Raw genomic sequence first — 13,482 nt, 5'->3', positions numbered from 1 at the left:
CCCGGAAACCGACGAGAGGTACCTCCACGATGAAGCCCGTCGAACGCCGCCTCACCCGGGAGATCCCGGCGCTGCGACGTCACATGACGTACTCCTCGGTGCTGGCCCTGGCGGGCGCCGGGCTCATCATCGGCCAGGCGGTCCTGCTGGCGACGGCGCTCGCCGACGGCTTCGCGGGCGACGGGCCGCGGGTCGGGACGCTGGCCGCGCTGGGCGCCGTCATGACGCTGCGCGCGCTCCTCGCCTGGCTCCGCGGCGTGCTCGCCCAGCGCGCCGCGGCCGACGCCAAACGCACCCTGCGGGACCGGATCACCGGACGGCTCCGGCGGACGGGGCCGCTGCGGCTGACGGCCCGCCGCCACGGCGAGACGGCCACGCTGCTCACCCGCGGACTCGACGCCCTCGACCCGTACGTCGTCGGCTATCTGCCCACGATGGCGGCCGCCGCGGTGGTGCCCCTCGCGGTGGTCGCCTGGGTGTGGTGGACCGACTGGGCCTCCGCGCTGATCATCATCATCACGCTGCCGCTGATCCCCGTGCTGGGCGCACTGGTCGGCATGCACACCGCCCGGCGCACCGCCCGCCAGTGGCAGTTGCTGTCCCGCCTCGGCGGCCACTTCCTCGACGTGGTGGCCGGCCTGCCGACCCTGCGCGCGTTCGGCCGCGAGCGGCACCAGGTCACGGTGGTGCGCGAGATGGCGGACGCCCACCGGCGGGCCACCATGCGGACGCTGCGCGTCGCGTTCCTCTCCTCCCTCGTCCTGGAGACCGTCGCCACCCTCTCCGTGGCGCTGGTCGCCGTCCCCGTCGGACTCCGGCTGCTGCACGGCGACGTCGGCCTGCACACCGCCCTCGTCGTGCTGTTCCTCGCCCCCGAGGCGTACCTGCCGCTGCGCGCCATGGGCGCGGCCTTCCACGACAGCGCCGAGGGCATAGCCGTGGCCGAACAGGTCTTCGCCGTCCTCGACGAGGAGGACACGTCCCCGGCCCCCGCCGACCGCGCCCCCACCCCCGACGCCCGCACGGCCCCCCTCACCCTCGACGACGTCACCGTCCACTACCCGGGCCGCGCCGAGCCCGCCCTCCGCAACGTCTCCCTGACCATCGGCCCCGGCGAACGCGTCGCCCTGGTCGGCCCGAGCGGCGCGGGCAAGTCCACGCTGCTGTCACTGCTCCTCGGCTTCGTCACCCCCACGTCGGGCCGGGTCGAGGCCGGCGGCACCGACCTCGCGGGCCTCGACCCCGACGACTGGTGCACCCAGGTGGCATGGGTGCCGCAGCGGCCCCACCTCGTCGCCGGGTCCGTCGCCGAGAACATCCGCCTCGGACGCCCCGACGCGAGCGACGCCGAGGTGCGGGCGGCGGCCCGCGCCGCGTCCGCCGACCTCTTCGTCGACGAGCTGCCCCAAGCGTACGAGACGGTGCTGGGCGAGCACGGCGCCGGGCTCTCGGCCGGCCAGCGCCAGCGGATCGCCCTGGCCCGCGCCTTCCTCAAGGACGCGCCCGTCCTGCTCCTCGACGAGCCGACCGCCCACCTCGACCCCGAGAGCGAGGCCGCCGTCACCCGCGCCACGGCCGCCCTCATGCGCGGCCGCACCTCGGTCGTCGTCGCCCACCGCACGAGCCTGCTCCCGTACGCCGACCGGGTCATCACGGTGCGCGCGGGCAGCGTCTCCGTCCCCGAACACACACCCGACCCCACCCCCACACCCGATCCCACCCCCGATCCCACCGCGCCGGAAAGGCTGCTGGCCTCATGAGCCGACCCACCGAGGCCACCGCCCCCCGCCCCACTGCCCACCGCCCCACCGTCCGTCTCCTGCGCCACCTCCTCCCGTACTGGCGGCGGCTGCTGTTCGCCGCCTTCGCCGCGGCAGGCAGTGAGCTAGCCGGTGCCGCGCTGATGGGGACCGCCGCCTGGCTCATCACCCGCGCCGCCGAGCAGCCGCCGCTCGCCGCGGTGAGCGTGGCCATCGTCGCCGTACGCGCCCTCGCCCTGGGGCGCGGTGCGCTGCGCTACGTCGACCGGCTCCTCGGGCACGACGGGGTGCTGCGGGCCGTCGCGGGGTTCCGCGCCCGGGTGTACGAGGCGCTGATCCCACTCGCCCCGGCCGGGATCCCCGCCTTCCGCGGCGGGGACCTGCTGACCCGTCTCGTGGACGACGTCGACGCCGCGCAGGATCTGCTGCTGCGCGTCATGATCCCGGCCACGGCGGCCTGCGCGGTCGCCGCGACCGCCACCGGCCTTACCGTGGTGCTGCTGCCGGAGGCGGGTCTGCTGCTCGGGCTGCTGCTGGCCGTCGCGGGGCTTCTCGTGCCCGCCCTGGTGCTCGTACTGTCCCGCAGGGCGGGCCGCGCGGAGAAGGCGGCGCGTGCCGAACTCGCCGCCGTCACCGTGGACTTGACGCAGGGCGCCGCGGATCTCGCCGCGTACGGCGCCCGCGGCCGCACCCACGAGCGGGCCCGCCGCGTCACGGCCCGGATCGCGGGCCTGGAGCGGCAGAAAGCCCTGACCACCTCGCTCGCCCAGGCCGTGGTGCTGGCGCTGCAGGGCGCGGCGACGGTAGGTGTCACCTGGCTCGCGCTGCGCGCCCACGCGGCGGGCGACCTGCCCGCCGTACAGCTCACCGTCCTCGCGGTCGTCGCGCTCGTCTCCTTCGAGGCCCTCGCGCCGCTGCCCGCGGCCGCCCGCCGCCTCGCCGAGGTCCGGGCCTCCGCGCGGCGCCTCGCCGACCTCTTCGACACACCGGCGCCCGTCACCGACCCGCCCGCCCCCGAGCCGCTGCCCACCGGCGCACCGCTCGACGTGACCCTCACCGGTGTGCGGGTACGCCACACCCAGGACGGCCCGCCGGCCCTGGACGGGGCGAGCCTGCGGCTGCCGGCCGGTCACCGGGTGGTGCTCCTGGGGGCCAGCGGGTCCGGCAAGTCGACGCTGATCGCCGCGCTCATGCGGTTCGTACCGTACGAAGCCGGCAGCATCCGCGTCGGCGGACGCGAACTGAGCGACTGCTCGGGCGCCGACGCCCGCCGCGCCATCACCGGCATGACGCAGGACGCGCACGTCTTCCACGCCACCATCCGCGCCAACCTGACCCTCGCGGCGCCCGACGCCACCGACGCCGAACTGCGCGAGGCCGCCCGCAGAGCCCGCGTCCTGGACTGGATCGAGTCGCTGCCCGACGGCTGGGAGACCGAGCTCGGCGGGGACGGCGCCACGGTCTCGGGCGGCCAGCGCCGGCGCCTCCTGCTGGCCCGCGCGCTCCTCGCAGACCCGCCCGTCCTCGTCCTCGACGAACCCACCGAGGGCCTGGACCCCGACACCGCCGCCGAGGTGCTCGCCGACATCCTCGACGCCACCCGCGGCCGCACCACGCTCCTCGTCACGCACGAGCGTTCGGGTCTCGCCGCCGCCGACGAGATCGTGACGCTGGACCGGGGCCGGATCCGGCCCGTCACCCCCGAGGACATCGACTCCACGATCGACTCCACGACGGACGGTCCGGCGGTCATGGTGGGCTGAGTCCCTCTTGCCAAGGTCCGGTCGGAAGCCGAGGATTGTCCCTCCTCGGACGACCTTCGAGGGGCGCTCGGTCAGAGTGAGCCGATCCGAGTGAGTCGATCCGCGTGAGGAGCGAAGGCCATGGACTTTGGGCTCGTACTGCAGACCGACCCGCCCGCCTCGGAGGTCGTCGGGCTGATGAGGCGCGCGGAGCGCAACGGCTTCCACTACGGCTGGACCTTCGACTCGTCGGTCCTGTGGCAGGAGCCGTTCGTCATCTACAGCCGCATCCTCGAACACACCACGCGGCTGACCGTCGGCCCCATGGTCACCAACCCCGGCACCAGGACCTGGGAGGTCACCGCCTCCACCTTCGCCACGCTCAACGACATGTACGGCAACCGCACCGTGTGCGGCATCGGGCGCGGCGACTCCGCGATGCGCGTCGCCGGGCGCAAGCCCAACACCCTCGCCCGCCTCGCCGAGGCGATCGACGTCATCCGCGACCTCGCCGAGGGACGCGAGGCGGACATCGGCGGGCAGTCGCTGCGGCTGCCGTGGGTGCGGGACGGCCGGCTGCCGGTGTGGATGGCGGCGTACGGCCCGAAGGCGCTCGCCCTCGCCGGGCAGAAGGCCGACGGCTTCATCCTCCAGCTCGCCGACCCGTATCTGACGGAGTGGATGGTGAAGGCCGTGCGGGACGCGGCCGCCGACGCCGGGCGCGACCCGGCGGACGTCAAGATCTGCGTGGCCGCGCCCGCGTACGTCGGGGACGACCTGGCGCACGCCCGCGAGCAGTGCCGGTGGTTCGGCGGAATGGTCGGCAACCACGTCGCCGACCTGGTCGCCAAGTACGGCGAGCACTCCTCGATGGTGCCGCAGGCCCTCACCGCGTACATCAAGGCCCGCGAAGGCTACGACTACAGCCACCACGGGCGGGCCGGGAACCCCGACACCGCCTTCGTGCCGGACGAGATCGTCGACCGGTTCTGCCTCCTGGGCCCCGTCGAGTCGCACCTCGAACGGCTGCGGCAGCTCGAGGAGCTGGGCGTCGACCAGTTCGCGGTGTACGCGATGCACGACGCGCGGGAGGACGTCATCGACGCGTACGGCGCCTCGGTCATCCCGGCGCTCTCCTCCTGAAGCCCACCGAGCCATGACCGTCCCTAGGGCACGCGCGCCGTCCACTCCGCGGTCGTGAACTTGGTCCGCGCGAGCTCCTGGGCGCGCGCCATCTCCTCGTCGGTCACCTTTCCCTCCGCGAGGCCGTAGCGGCCGCGGAACGAGTCGACCATGCGCTCGATGACCGCCTCCCGGGGCAGTCCCGTCTGGCGGCGCAGCGGGTCGACCCGCTTCTTGGCGCTCCGCGTGCCTTTGTCGGACAGCTTCTCCTTGCCGATGCGCAGCACCTCCAGCATCTTGTCCGCGTCGATGTCGTACGACATCGTCACGTGGTGCAGCACCGCGCCCGGTCCGCCGCCCGGCGCCACCATGCGCTTCTGCGCGGCGCCCGCGATCTTCCCCGCGTCCGTCGCGATGTCGTTCAGCGGCTGGTACCACGCCTTGATCCCCATGTCGGCGAGCGCGCCGAGCACCCAGTCGTCGAGGTAGGCGTAACTGTCCTGGAAGGAGAGGCCCTGCACGAGGGCGTCCGGGACGGACAGGGAGTACGTGATGGTGTTCCCCGGCTCCACGAACATCGCCCCGCCGCCGGAGATCCGGCGCACGACGTCGACGCCGTGCCGGGCCGCGCCCTCCGCGTCGACCTCGTTCGCCAGCGACTGGAAACTGCCGATGATCACCGACGGCGAGGCCCACTCCCACACGCGCAGCGTCGGCGGGCGCCGGCCCGCCGCCACCTCCTGCGTCAGGACCTCGTCGAGCGCCATGTGCAGCGCGGGCGGCTGCGGCCCCTCGTGGACCAGCTGCCAGTCGTAGTCGGTCCAGTCCGTCGCGTGCGCGAGGGCGCGGCGGACCGCGATGCCGACACCCTCCGACGTCAGTCCGTACATCACCGTGCCTTCCGGCAGCGCGGCGTCGATACGGGCGGCGAGACCCTGGGCGTCCGTATCGGCGGGGGCGCCGTCCAGCGCGCCGTTGATCGCGTCCAGCGCCTCGTCGGGCTCCAGGAAGAAGTCACCGGCCACGCGCGTGTTCCGCAGCTCACCGCCCTCCACGTCCAGATCCACCACGACGAGCTTGCCGCCGGGGACCTTGTACTCACCGTGCACCGTGCTGCCTCCATGCCTGTTCCGAATCGTCCCCCAACGCTAGCCCAGCGCGGGAATGTCCCGTTGTGTACGCCGTTCGTGTGCGCCGTGCGGGGGACCGCCCCCGTACGGCGCATCCCCGCACCCCGGACCGGCCGAAGGAGAGGAGGAAGGAACCGCAACAGCGGCCCGGCCCACGCCCACTGGAGTACGCGCCCATGCACATCTCGGTCGTCCTGTTCACCTCCGACCTGCGGGTGCACGACCATCCGCCGCTGCGCGCCGCCGTCACGGGCGCGGACGCCGTGGTGCCGCTCTTCGTCCGCGACCGGGCCATCGAGGAGCTGGGGCCTGCGGGGCCGAACCGGGAGGCGTTCCTCGCCGACTGCCTGGCCGACCTCGACCAGGGGCTGCGGGACCGCGGCGGCAGGCTCGTGGTCCGCGACGGCGACCTCGTCGAGCAGGTGCGGTCCGTCGTCGAGTCGGCGGACGCGGACGAGATCCACATGGCGGCCGGCGTCAGCCGGTACGCGCACGCCCGCGAGCAGCGGCTCCGCGAGGCGCTGGAGCGCGACGGCAGACGCCTGTACGTCCACGACGCCGTGGTCACCGCGGTCGCCCCCGGCGAGGTGACCCCCGCGAACTCCGACCACTTCGCCGTCTTCACCCCGTACTTCCGCCGCTGGACCGCCCAGGGCGTACGCGCCGTGCTCGCCGCCCCGCGCACCGTCCGCGTCCCCGACCACATCCGCTCCCACCCGCTCCCCGCCCGCGACGACATCGAAGGCCTGTCGCCGGGGCTCGCCCGGGGCGGCGAGAGCATCGGCCGCGCGCTCTGGAAGGCCTGGCTGCGCCACGGCATCGACCGGTACGCGGAGACCCACGACGACCTGGCGGCCGACGACACCTCCAAGCTCTCGCCGCACCTGCACTTCGGCACGCTCTCCGGCGCCGAACTCGTCCACGCCGCCCGCGACCGGGCGACCGCGGGCGCCGAGGCCTTCGTCCGGCAGCTGTGCTGGCGCGACTTCCACCACCAGGTCCTCGCCGCCAGACCGGCCGCGGCAGGCGCCGACTACCGCACCCGCGGCGACCGCTGGCGCTCCGAGGCGTCGGCGATGGGGGACGTCCGCGCCTGGCAGGAGGGGCGCACGGGCTACCCCATCGTCGACGCCGCCATGCGGCAGCTGCTGCACGAGGGCTGGATGCACAACCGCGGCAGGCTGCTCACCGCGAGCTTCCTGGCCAAGACGCTCTACGTCGACTGGCGGGTGGGCGCCCGCCACTTCCGGCGGCTCCTCGTCGACGGCGACCTCGCCAACAACCAGCTCAACTGGCAGTGGGTGGCCGGCACCGGCACGGACAGCCGCCCCAACCGGGTCCTCAACCCCGTCCTCCAGGGCAAGCGGTACGACCCGGACGGCACCTACGTACGCCGTTGGGTGCCCGAGCTCGGCTCACTGCGGGGCGCGGCGGTCCACGAGCCCTGGAAGCTGCCCGGCCAAGAGCGGGAACGGTACGACTACCCGGAGCCGGTCGTCGCGCTGGCCGACGGGCTCAGCCGTTTCAAGCAGGCCCGCGGCCTCGAATGACGGGCACCCGGGAGGGCCGGCTCAGGCCGCGGTGATCCGCTCCACCAGGGAGCGCACCGCCTCCAGCGCGTCGGCCCCGGGCGGCAGCACGGGCGGCTCACCGGCGACGGGCCGCTCGGTGAAGCCGGTGTCCAGATGCGGGGAGCGAATGTCGTGGACCGCGACGGACCGCGGCGCGAGCTCCTCGGAGAGCACACCGAGCCAGCCGCTCAACGCCGCCTTGGACGCGGTGTAGTCGGCGGTTCCCGCGATGCCGTCGGCGCTTCCCGCGATGCCGTCGGGCGCGTCCGTACGTGACCGGGGCGCCGGCACCCCGCCGGTGACCGCCAGCAGGAACCCCTTGTCCGCCACCACGGGAGCCGCGCCCCGCAGCACGGCCATGGGGCACAGCGCGTTCACCGTCAGGAGGTGCCCGGCCACCGCGTTCGACACGTCCTCGACGGCGCCGAAGCCCGCGGCCCCGACCGTCACGACCACCCCCTCCAGCCCCGGCAGGACCCGTTCCGCCCACGGGCCCAGCGCGGAACACTGGTCCAGGTCCGACGCCTCGAAGCACCGGGCGGGGGCCCCGCCGAGGTCTCGCGCGAGCGCGGTGAGCCGCACCGGATTGCGCCCCGCCAGGGCCACTCGGGCACCGAGCTCGGCCAGCGCGCGGGCGGCGAGACCACCGAGGACACCGGTGGCCCCGACCACCAGAACGCGGGCACCCGAGATTTCCATGTCTGCCTCCCCACACCTGCGGACGTCGGATGTACGGGACTTCACGCCGGACGGGCGGGACGGATGCACCGCGCGGCGGGCGCGGCGGGCGCGGCCGCTTCCAGACAGCCCCGCAGCGCCCGGAGCCCGCGCCGCGTGTGGCTCTTGACCGTACCGAGCGGCAGCCCGGTCCGCTCCGAGATCTGGGTCTGCGTCAGGTCCGCGTAGAACGCCAGGCGCAGCACCAACTGCTGGGCCGAGGGCAGGTTCGCGAGCTCGCGCTGGACGAGGATCCGGTCCAGGATCTGCTCGGGACAGGGGTCGCCGACGGGCGCCGCCTCCTGCCGGGCACCGACGGCCGCCACGAGCACGGCACGCCGGGCCCGGGCTGTGAGCGCGTCGGCGACCTTGTGCCGCGTGATGCCCACGAGCCAGCCGCCGAGGCCGCCCGCGTCCGGCCGGTACCCGTGCCGGCCTCGCCAGGCGGCGAGGAACACCTGCTGCGTCACGTCCTCGGCGTCCGCGCCGTCGCCCAGCGCGCGCCCGGCGAGCCGGTGGACGAGCTGCCCCCAGCGGCGGTAGGCGGCCGCGAGGCAGTGCTCGTCACCGGCGGCGAAGCCCGCCGCCAGCTGTTCGTCGCCGAGCGCGTCCGCGGGATGCCGGGCGACGCCGCCGGAGGTTCCGAAGGTGTCCGAGGCCGCGTGATCGACCATCACCATGATGCGTACTCCTCGTGCAGGGGCCGGAGTTGACCCCACATTGGTGACAGTCCGTGAGAGACGACAACTTGCAGCGATTGTGCGTCGTATCGTCGCCGTATGGGAGCCACACGGCGGCCGGGCCACACCCGGCGGAACGACACGGATGCCGCGCTGACCACCGGGAGCGTCGCCCGCAGACTGGGCGTCGCACCGACCACGCTGCGCTCCTGGGAACGGCGTTACGGCATCGGGCCCGCCGACCGTGAACAGGGCCGCCACCGCCGCTGGACCGCCGTCGACGTGCGGCGGGTGGAGGAGATGTGCCGGCTGACCGCGCTCGGCGTACCACCGGCCGAAGCCGCGCGCGTGGCCCTGCGGGAGGCGGAGGCCGAGGCCGAGGCCCCGCGCCCGGCACGGCACGGCGGCGGCCGCACCACCCTCACTCTCACCCTCCCCCTCGGCAACGTCCGCCAGGAGTGCCGTGGCCTCGCCAGGGCAGCGGTACGCCTCGACGCCCCCGCCGTCGAGTCCCAACTGCGGTCCACCCTCGGCGAGTACGGCTTCACCACGGGCTGGGAGGAGGTCATGGCGCCGGCCCTGCACGCCGTCGGACGCAAGTGGGCGTCGTCCGGCGAGCGGTATGTGGAGGTCGAGCACCTGCTCTCGTGGCACGTCTCCTCCGCCCTGCGGCGCACTGCGCACGCGGCCGCTTCCGAGGGTGCGTCCAGGTCCGCCCCTCCGGTGGTGCTGGCCTGCGTTCCGGGGGAGCAGCACACCCTTCCGATGGAGGCGCTCACCGCGGTTCTGGGTGAACGCGGCCTGCCCACGCGGATGTTCGGTGCCGCCCTCCCCGCGGAGGCGCTGTACGAGGCGGTGCGCCGCATCGGCCCTTCGGCCGTGGTGCTCTGGGCCCACTCGCGCAACACCGCCGACCGCGCGCTGGTGCACCTCGTCGCCGAGGCGGAGTGGGGCGTACGAGGTGCCCGGACCCACCCCGCCGTGCTCGTCGCCGGGCCCGGCTGGTCGCCGACGGCGGGGGCGTACGCGCCAGGGGTCGAGCGGCTGACCGGCCTGCGGACGGCGGCGGACCGGATCGAGTCGCTCCTGGCGGTCTGACCCCTGGAGGGGTGGGCCGGGTCCTCGTTCAGGTCAGGCCCGTGTTGCCGCCACGGTCACGCGGCAGGAGAACGCCTCGATGTCCTCCTGCGAAGCGGTGACGGACACGCAGTGGTGGCCTCCGGGACGGTTGGTGGGCTCGATGGCCGCGGTGATCAGGCAGGGCGCGTCGAACTCGACGTAGCGGAAGAACGCCGACTCGAAGCGCACCGGGAAGACGACGTTCGCGCGGTGGCCCTGAACGGCGTGGGCCGCCTGCCGGGCGGCCTCGAGCAGCAGCATGCCCGGGGCGTGGTCGACGGGGTGGTCGAACAGGATGGGGTGCGAGTGGTCGACGCGCAGCTGCCACTGGTCCGGTCTAGGAGTGGGTGAGAGCACGACGTCGTCGGCGTGGTCCCGGTTCACGAGAGCGGGCGGCACCACCGGAACCACGCCGCTGAGCGGCACCGGGGCGGCATCGGCGAGAGCACTCGGCGCCGTGTACCGCTCGCCGCGCAGCCTGCGGTAGATCGACGGGGCGTGGCTGCTGAACCGCGTGTGCGCGGTGCCGAGAGGCAGGCCGTCCCGCAGGATCTCGATGTCCATCGTGAGGGCCGCGAGACGACCGCCGCGCCGGACGATGTCGCCGCAGGCGATGCGGAGTTCGACGTCCATCGGGCCGCCGTCGGCCCACATCGCCTCGTGCGCGACCTCATAGGTGAAGTGCTGCCAGATGAGGTGGTGGCCGAGCGGCACGTCGTAGCAGGCGTGCGAGATCAGCGGGATGCTCTGCCGCAGGGTCTCGGCGAGCAGCATCGGATCGTGCCGTCCGGCGACGGGTGCGTAGAACGAGTGGGTGCGCGGCCACCGGGCGGTGACCGTCACGCGGTCCTCACCCGCCGGCGCCCAGCCGGTGAGCAGGACTTCGGACGCGGCGAGCTTGTGGGTGTACTCCTGCGGAACGGGCCGGAGTTGGGCCGTGCGCGTGGTCTGTGCATACGAAACGAGAGTCATGGGTCCCCCCCAGGGATGAGTGACGTCGATGCCCGAACAGTTGCGCGAGCTCTGGTGTCCCAGAACCATGCGGAGTAAAGTAACGTGCGTTCTTTTTGTTTGTCGAGAGAGGCCGTCCGAATGCCGGAACCGAAGCAGGAGCGGGCCCAGAAGACGCGCGACGAAATCCTTCGCGCCGCTGCTGAGGTCTTCGACGAGCGCGGGTACAGCGGCGCCAGCATGCGGGAGATCATGAACCGCGCCGGTGTGACGCTCGGAGCCGTCTACTTCCACTTTCCCAACAAGGAGGCGCTGGCCCTGGCCGTCATGCGGGCCCAGCCGACGAGCATCGTGCCCGCTCTGAAGTCGCGGGGCCTGCAGCGCCTGGTGGACATCACGTTCGTGTGGGCGCACAAGCTGCAGACGGACCCGATGCTCCGCGCGGGCGTCCGGCTCACCAGCGAGCAGACGGGATTCGGCCTCGACGACGCCACTCCGTACCGCGAGTGGGCCCAGATCATGGAGGAGTGCCTGGCCGACGGGTTGGCGGCGGGCGACGTCCGCCCGGACGTCGACGTCCGCACGCTGGCCGAGTTCATCGTGTCGGCGTGCACGGGCCTCCAGGCGTACTCCCTCCTGTCCAGCGGCCGCGAGGACCTGCCCGAGCGGACCCGGGCGATGTGGCGACTGCTCATGCCCGCCATCGCCCCGGACGACGCCGCCCACGACATCGACGTGAGCGAGGCGCGGGAAGCCGCCGTCAACGCCTGACGTCACCTTTTCAACTGTCCGACCGAACAGCAGCCAAGGACGTTCCATGCATCAGCACTTCGACCGACTGCGTCTCGTGGCGCTCAACATCGACGGCGTTCTGCTCAACGACACGTTCAGCCCCGTCATCGGCAACTTCATCACCAGCCGCGGGGGCGTGTACGACGCCGCGACCGAGCGCCGCATCCTCTCTCAGCCGCGCCGCACAGCGGGCGGCGAGATGGCCCGCGCGGCCGGCCTCGACGTGACGGGCGACCAGGCGCTGGAGATCTACTTCGCCGAGCGCGACCGCTACGTCGCCGACCACCCGGTGCGGCCGAACCCCGGCGCCGAGCAACTGATCCGGCGCGTACGCGACCTGGGCCTCCGGGTCGTCTGCTACGGCGGCCTGAGCAAGCCCCACTTCGACACCCACCTGGGAGCCTGGGCCCACCTCTTCGACGGTCCCGGCTACGTCTGCACCGACTCGTTCCGGCCCGGCATCAAGGAGATCGCCGAGGACGTCTTCGGTCTCCGCCTCGAAGAGGTGCTGTTCGTGGACGACGTCGCCCGGGTCGCCGAGGCGGCCAAGGGGCTCGACGTGCCGTTCATCGGCCACCCCTGCAGCTTCCAGCGCACGTTCATGGAGGAGCTGGCGACACGGCACATCGTCGACTCGCTGGACGCGATCGACGAGCAACTGCTGCGCACGGTCGACGCGGAGGCCGCGGCGGGCACGATCTGGCGGGCACCGGTGGCGAGTTGAGCCACGGACAGGAGCCCGCGATGAACGGCACCGGTATGAACGGCACCACGACGGTCGACACCACGAGGAACGGCGCGATGGCGAACAGCGAACACGGCATGCTGGCCGGTAAGACGGTCATGATCACGGGTGCCTCCAGCGGCATCGGCGCGGCGGCGGCCCGGCTCTTCGCCGCCGAAGGGGCGGCCGTGGTCGTCATGGCGCGCCGCGAGCGGCACATCGAGAAACTCGCCGAGGAGATAGCGGGGGCCGGCGGCAAGGCACTCGCGGTCCCCGGGGACGTGACGGTCCCGGCGGACGTCAAGCGGGTGGTCGACGCGGCGGTGCGGACGTACGGCCGTCTCGACGCGGGCTTCAACAACGCGGGCTGGGCCACGGCGGGCACGCCGCTGCACGAGACCGACGACGCCGTCTTCGACCAGGTCATGGACGTCAACGTACGTGGCGTCTGGAACTGCATGAAGGCCCAGATCACCGCGATGCTGGCCGACGGCCGAGGGGGAGCCGTCGTCAACACCGCGAGCGCCGCGGGCGTCGTCGCGACCGGTGCCACGGCGTCGTACATCGCGGCGAAGCACGCGGTGATCGGCCTGACGAAGGCGGGCGGCGACGAGTACGGGCAGCGTGGGATCCGGGTGAACGCCCTGGTGGTGGGGAGCACCCGGACGGAGCTCATGGACCAGGTGCTGACGGAGACGCCGTCCCTGGAGGAGAGCTTCGTCTCCCGCTCCATGCAGAAGCGGATGGCCGAGCCGGTGGAGGTGGCGCAGGCCGCGGCGTGGCTCCTCAGCGACCGGTCCTCGTTCGTCACGGGCGGGTCGGTCCCGGTCGACGGCGGGTGGACGGCGGCCTGACGCCCGACGGCGGTGCGCGGGCGGGAGTGCGGGGCTCCCGCCCGAACACGCCCGCGTTGTCGGCGAGTTGCCAAAGGCGGGAGTGGTTCGGGCGCAGGGGCCCGGTGGGGCGGTGCGGGGCCAGTAACGTCCCCTCCGAAGCTGCCCGTCCATGGATTCGGAAGGTCTCACCGGTGTCCCTGCTCACCTCTCCCGCCCCGCTGTCCTCCCCGCTGGCGGTACCCGCCGAGGCTCCCGACCGCAACCTCGCCCTGGAGCTCGTCCGGGTCACCGAGGCGGCCGCCATGGCCGCGGGCCGCTGGGTCGGCCGCGGCGACAAG

13 protein-coding genes are annotated in these 13,482 nt (G+C 73.5%); 9 read left to right on the top strand and 4 right to left on the bottom strand.

Annotation, left to right across the window (positions count from 1 at the left end):
• Nucleotides 1–29: 29 nt before the first annotated feature.
• The 3 genes from cydD to ACI2L3_RS36480 all read left to right on the top strand — a co-directional run bounded on the left by cydD (nucleotide 30) and on the right by ACI2L3_RS36480 (nucleotide 4,645).
• Nucleotides 30–1,760 (top strand): thiol reductant ABC exporter subunit CydD, encoded by a 1,731-nt coding sequence (gene cydD / locus ACI2L3_RS36490; protein WP_404756736.1) that lies wholly within the window; start codon nucleotides 30–32, stop codon nucleotides 1,758–1,760.
• Nucleotides 1,757–3,523, top strand: a complete 1,767-nt coding sequence (cydC, locus tag ACI2L3_RS36485; RefSeq protein ID WP_404756735.1) for a thiol reductant ABC exporter subunit CydC — start codon at nucleotides 1,757–1,759, stop codon at nucleotides 3,521–3,523. Before cydD ends, cydC begins: the two co-directional genes overlap by 4 nt.
• Before the next feature lie 120 nt (nucleotides 3,524–3,643).
• Nucleotides 3,644–4,645, top strand: a complete 1,002-nt coding sequence (locus tag ACI2L3_RS36480) for a TIGR03842 family LLM class F420-dependent oxidoreductase (protein ID WP_404756734.1) — start codon at nucleotides 3,644–3,646, stop codon at nucleotides 4,643–4,645.
• 23 nt (nucleotides 4,646–4,668) lie between these two features.
• Here ACI2L3_RS36480 and ACI2L3_RS36475 read toward each other — a convergent pair whose 3' ends face one another.
• Nucleotides 4,669–5,733: a biotin/lipoate A/B protein ligase family protein gene (locus ACI2L3_RS36475; protein WP_404756733.1), complete on the bottom strand. Its 1,065-nt coding sequence runs from the start codon at nucleotides 5,731–5,733 to the stop codon at nucleotides 4,669–4,671.
• Nucleotides 5,734–5,930: 197 nt separating this feature from the next.
• Between ACI2L3_RS36475 and ACI2L3_RS36470 the strand changes: the two genes are divergently transcribed.
• Nucleotides 5,931–7,304: a cryptochrome/photolyase family protein gene (locus ACI2L3_RS36470; protein ID WP_404756732.1), complete on the top strand. Its 1,374-nt coding sequence runs from the start codon at nucleotides 5,931–5,933 to the stop codon at nucleotides 7,302–7,304.
• A gap of 21 nt (nucleotides 7,305–7,325) precedes the next feature.
• Here the strand turns inward: ACI2L3_RS36470 and ACI2L3_RS36465 are convergent, their stop codons facing one another.
• Together ACI2L3_RS36465 and ACI2L3_RS36460 are read right to left on the bottom strand one after the other, a co-directional pair.
• Complete coding sequence (locus ACI2L3_RS36465) at nucleotides 7,326–8,024, bottom strand: SDR family NAD(P)-dependent oxidoreductase (protein WP_404756731.1); 699 nt, start codon at nucleotides 8,022–8,024, stop codon at nucleotides 7,326–7,328.
• Between the two features lie 41 nt (nucleotides 8,025–8,065).
• Nucleotides 8,066–8,716 carry a sigma-70 family RNA polymerase sigma factor gene (locus ACI2L3_RS36460; RefSeq protein WP_404756809.1) on the bottom strand — a complete coding sequence of 217 codons (651 nt, stop codon included), beginning with the start codon at nucleotides 8,714–8,716 and terminating at the stop codon, nucleotides 8,066–8,068.
• A gap of 105 nt (nucleotides 8,717–8,821) precedes the next feature.
• Here ACI2L3_RS36460 and ACI2L3_RS36455 point away from each other — a divergent pair, with 105 nt between their 5' ends.
• Nucleotides 8,822–9,820 carry a MerR family transcriptional regulator gene (locus ACI2L3_RS36455; RefSeq protein WP_404756730.1) on the top strand — a complete coding sequence of 333 codons (999 nt, stop codon included), beginning with the start codon at nucleotides 8,822–8,824 and terminating at the stop codon, nucleotides 9,818–9,820.
• A gap of 33 nt (nucleotides 9,821–9,853) precedes the next feature.
• On the opposite strand, the gene ACI2L3_RS36450 is transcribed toward ACI2L3_RS36455, so the two are convergent.
• Nucleotides 9,854–10,813 (bottom strand): ScbA/BarX family gamma-butyrolactone biosynthesis protein, encoded by a 960-nt coding sequence (locus tag ACI2L3_RS36450; protein WP_404756729.1) that lies wholly within the window; start codon nucleotides 10,811–10,813, stop codon nucleotides 9,854–9,856.
• Nucleotides 10,814–10,933: 120 nt separating this feature from the next.
• On the opposite strand from ACI2L3_RS36450, the gene ACI2L3_RS36445 reads away from it, so the two are divergent.
• The 4 genes from ACI2L3_RS36445 to ACI2L3_RS36430 all read left to right on the top strand — a co-directional run.
• Nucleotides 10,934–11,563 (top strand): ScbR family autoregulator-binding transcription factor, encoded by a 630-nt coding sequence (locus tag ACI2L3_RS36445; RefSeq protein ID WP_404756728.1) that lies wholly within the window; start codon nucleotides 10,934–10,936, stop codon nucleotides 11,561–11,563.
• A gap of 46 nt (nucleotides 11,564–11,609) precedes the next feature.
• Nucleotides 11,610–12,308 (top strand): HAD family phosphatase, encoded by a 699-nt coding sequence (locus ACI2L3_RS36440; protein ID WP_404756727.1) that lies wholly within the window; start codon nucleotides 11,610–11,612, stop codon nucleotides 12,306–12,308.
• A 77-nt stretch (nucleotides 12,309–12,385) separates the two neighbouring features.
• Entirely contained in the window at nucleotides 12,386–13,162 is a 777-nt protein-coding gene (locus tag ACI2L3_RS36435; RefSeq protein ID WP_404756808.1) for an SDR family NAD(P)-dependent oxidoreductase, read from the top strand.
• A gap of 200 nt (nucleotides 13,163–13,362) precedes the next feature.
• Nucleotides 13,363–13,482: fructose-bisphosphatase class II (locus tag ACI2L3_RS36430; RefSeq protein WP_404756807.1), on the top strand; the 120-nt coding region annotated here is incomplete at its 3' end.

The sequence above is a fragment of the Streptomyces sp. NPDC029674 genome (assembly GCF_044903205.1).
Lineage (GTDB): Bacteria > Actinomycetota > Actinomycetes > Streptomycetales > Streptomycetaceae > Streptomyces.
Note: the sequence above shows the minus strand (reverse complement) of the source record. Positions and strands in the feature narration are given on the sequence as shown.

Bases quoted from the DNA above. Each gene is read 5' to 3' on its own strand.
- cydD (WP_404756736.1), top strand. From the start codon at position 30: ATGAAGCCCGTCGAACGCCGCCTCACCCGGGAGATCCCGGCGCTGCGA.
- cydC (WP_404756735.1), top strand. From the start codon at position 1,757: ATGAGCCGACCCACCGAGGCCACCGCCCCCCGCCCCACTGCCCACCGC.
- ACI2L3_RS36480 (WP_404756734.1), top strand. From the start codon at position 3,644: ATGGACTTTGGGCTCGTACTGCAGACCGACCCGCCCGCCTCGGAGGTC.
- ACI2L3_RS36470 (WP_404756732.1), top strand. From the start codon at position 5,931: ATGCACATCTCGGTCGTCCTGTTCACCTCCGACCTGCGGGTGCACGAC.
- ACI2L3_RS36465 (WP_404756731.1), bottom strand. From the start codon at position 8,024: ATGGAAATCTCGGGTGCCCGCGTTCTGGTGGTCGGGGCCACCGGTGTC.
- ACI2L3_RS36460 (WP_404756809.1), bottom strand. From the start codon at position 8,716: ATGGTCGATCACGCGGCCTCGGACACCTTCGGAACCTCCGGCGGCGTC.
- ACI2L3_RS36455 (WP_404756730.1), top strand. From the start codon at position 8,822: ATGGGAGCCACACGGCGGCCGGGCCACACCCGGCGGAACGACACGGAT.
- ACI2L3_RS36450 (WP_404756729.1), bottom strand. From the start codon at position 10,813: ATGACTCTCGTTTCGTATGCACAGACCACGCGCACGGCCCAACTCCGG.
- ACI2L3_RS36445 (WP_404756728.1), top strand. From the start codon at position 10,934: ATGCCGGAACCGAAGCAGGAGCGGGCCCAGAAGACGCGCGACGAAATC.
- ACI2L3_RS36440 (WP_404756727.1), top strand. From the start codon at position 11,610: ATGCATCAGCACTTCGACCGACTGCGTCTCGTGGCGCTCAACATCGAC.
- ACI2L3_RS36435 (WP_404756808.1), top strand. From the start codon at position 12,386: ATGGCGAACAGCGAACACGGCATGCTGGCCGGTAAGACGGTCATGATC.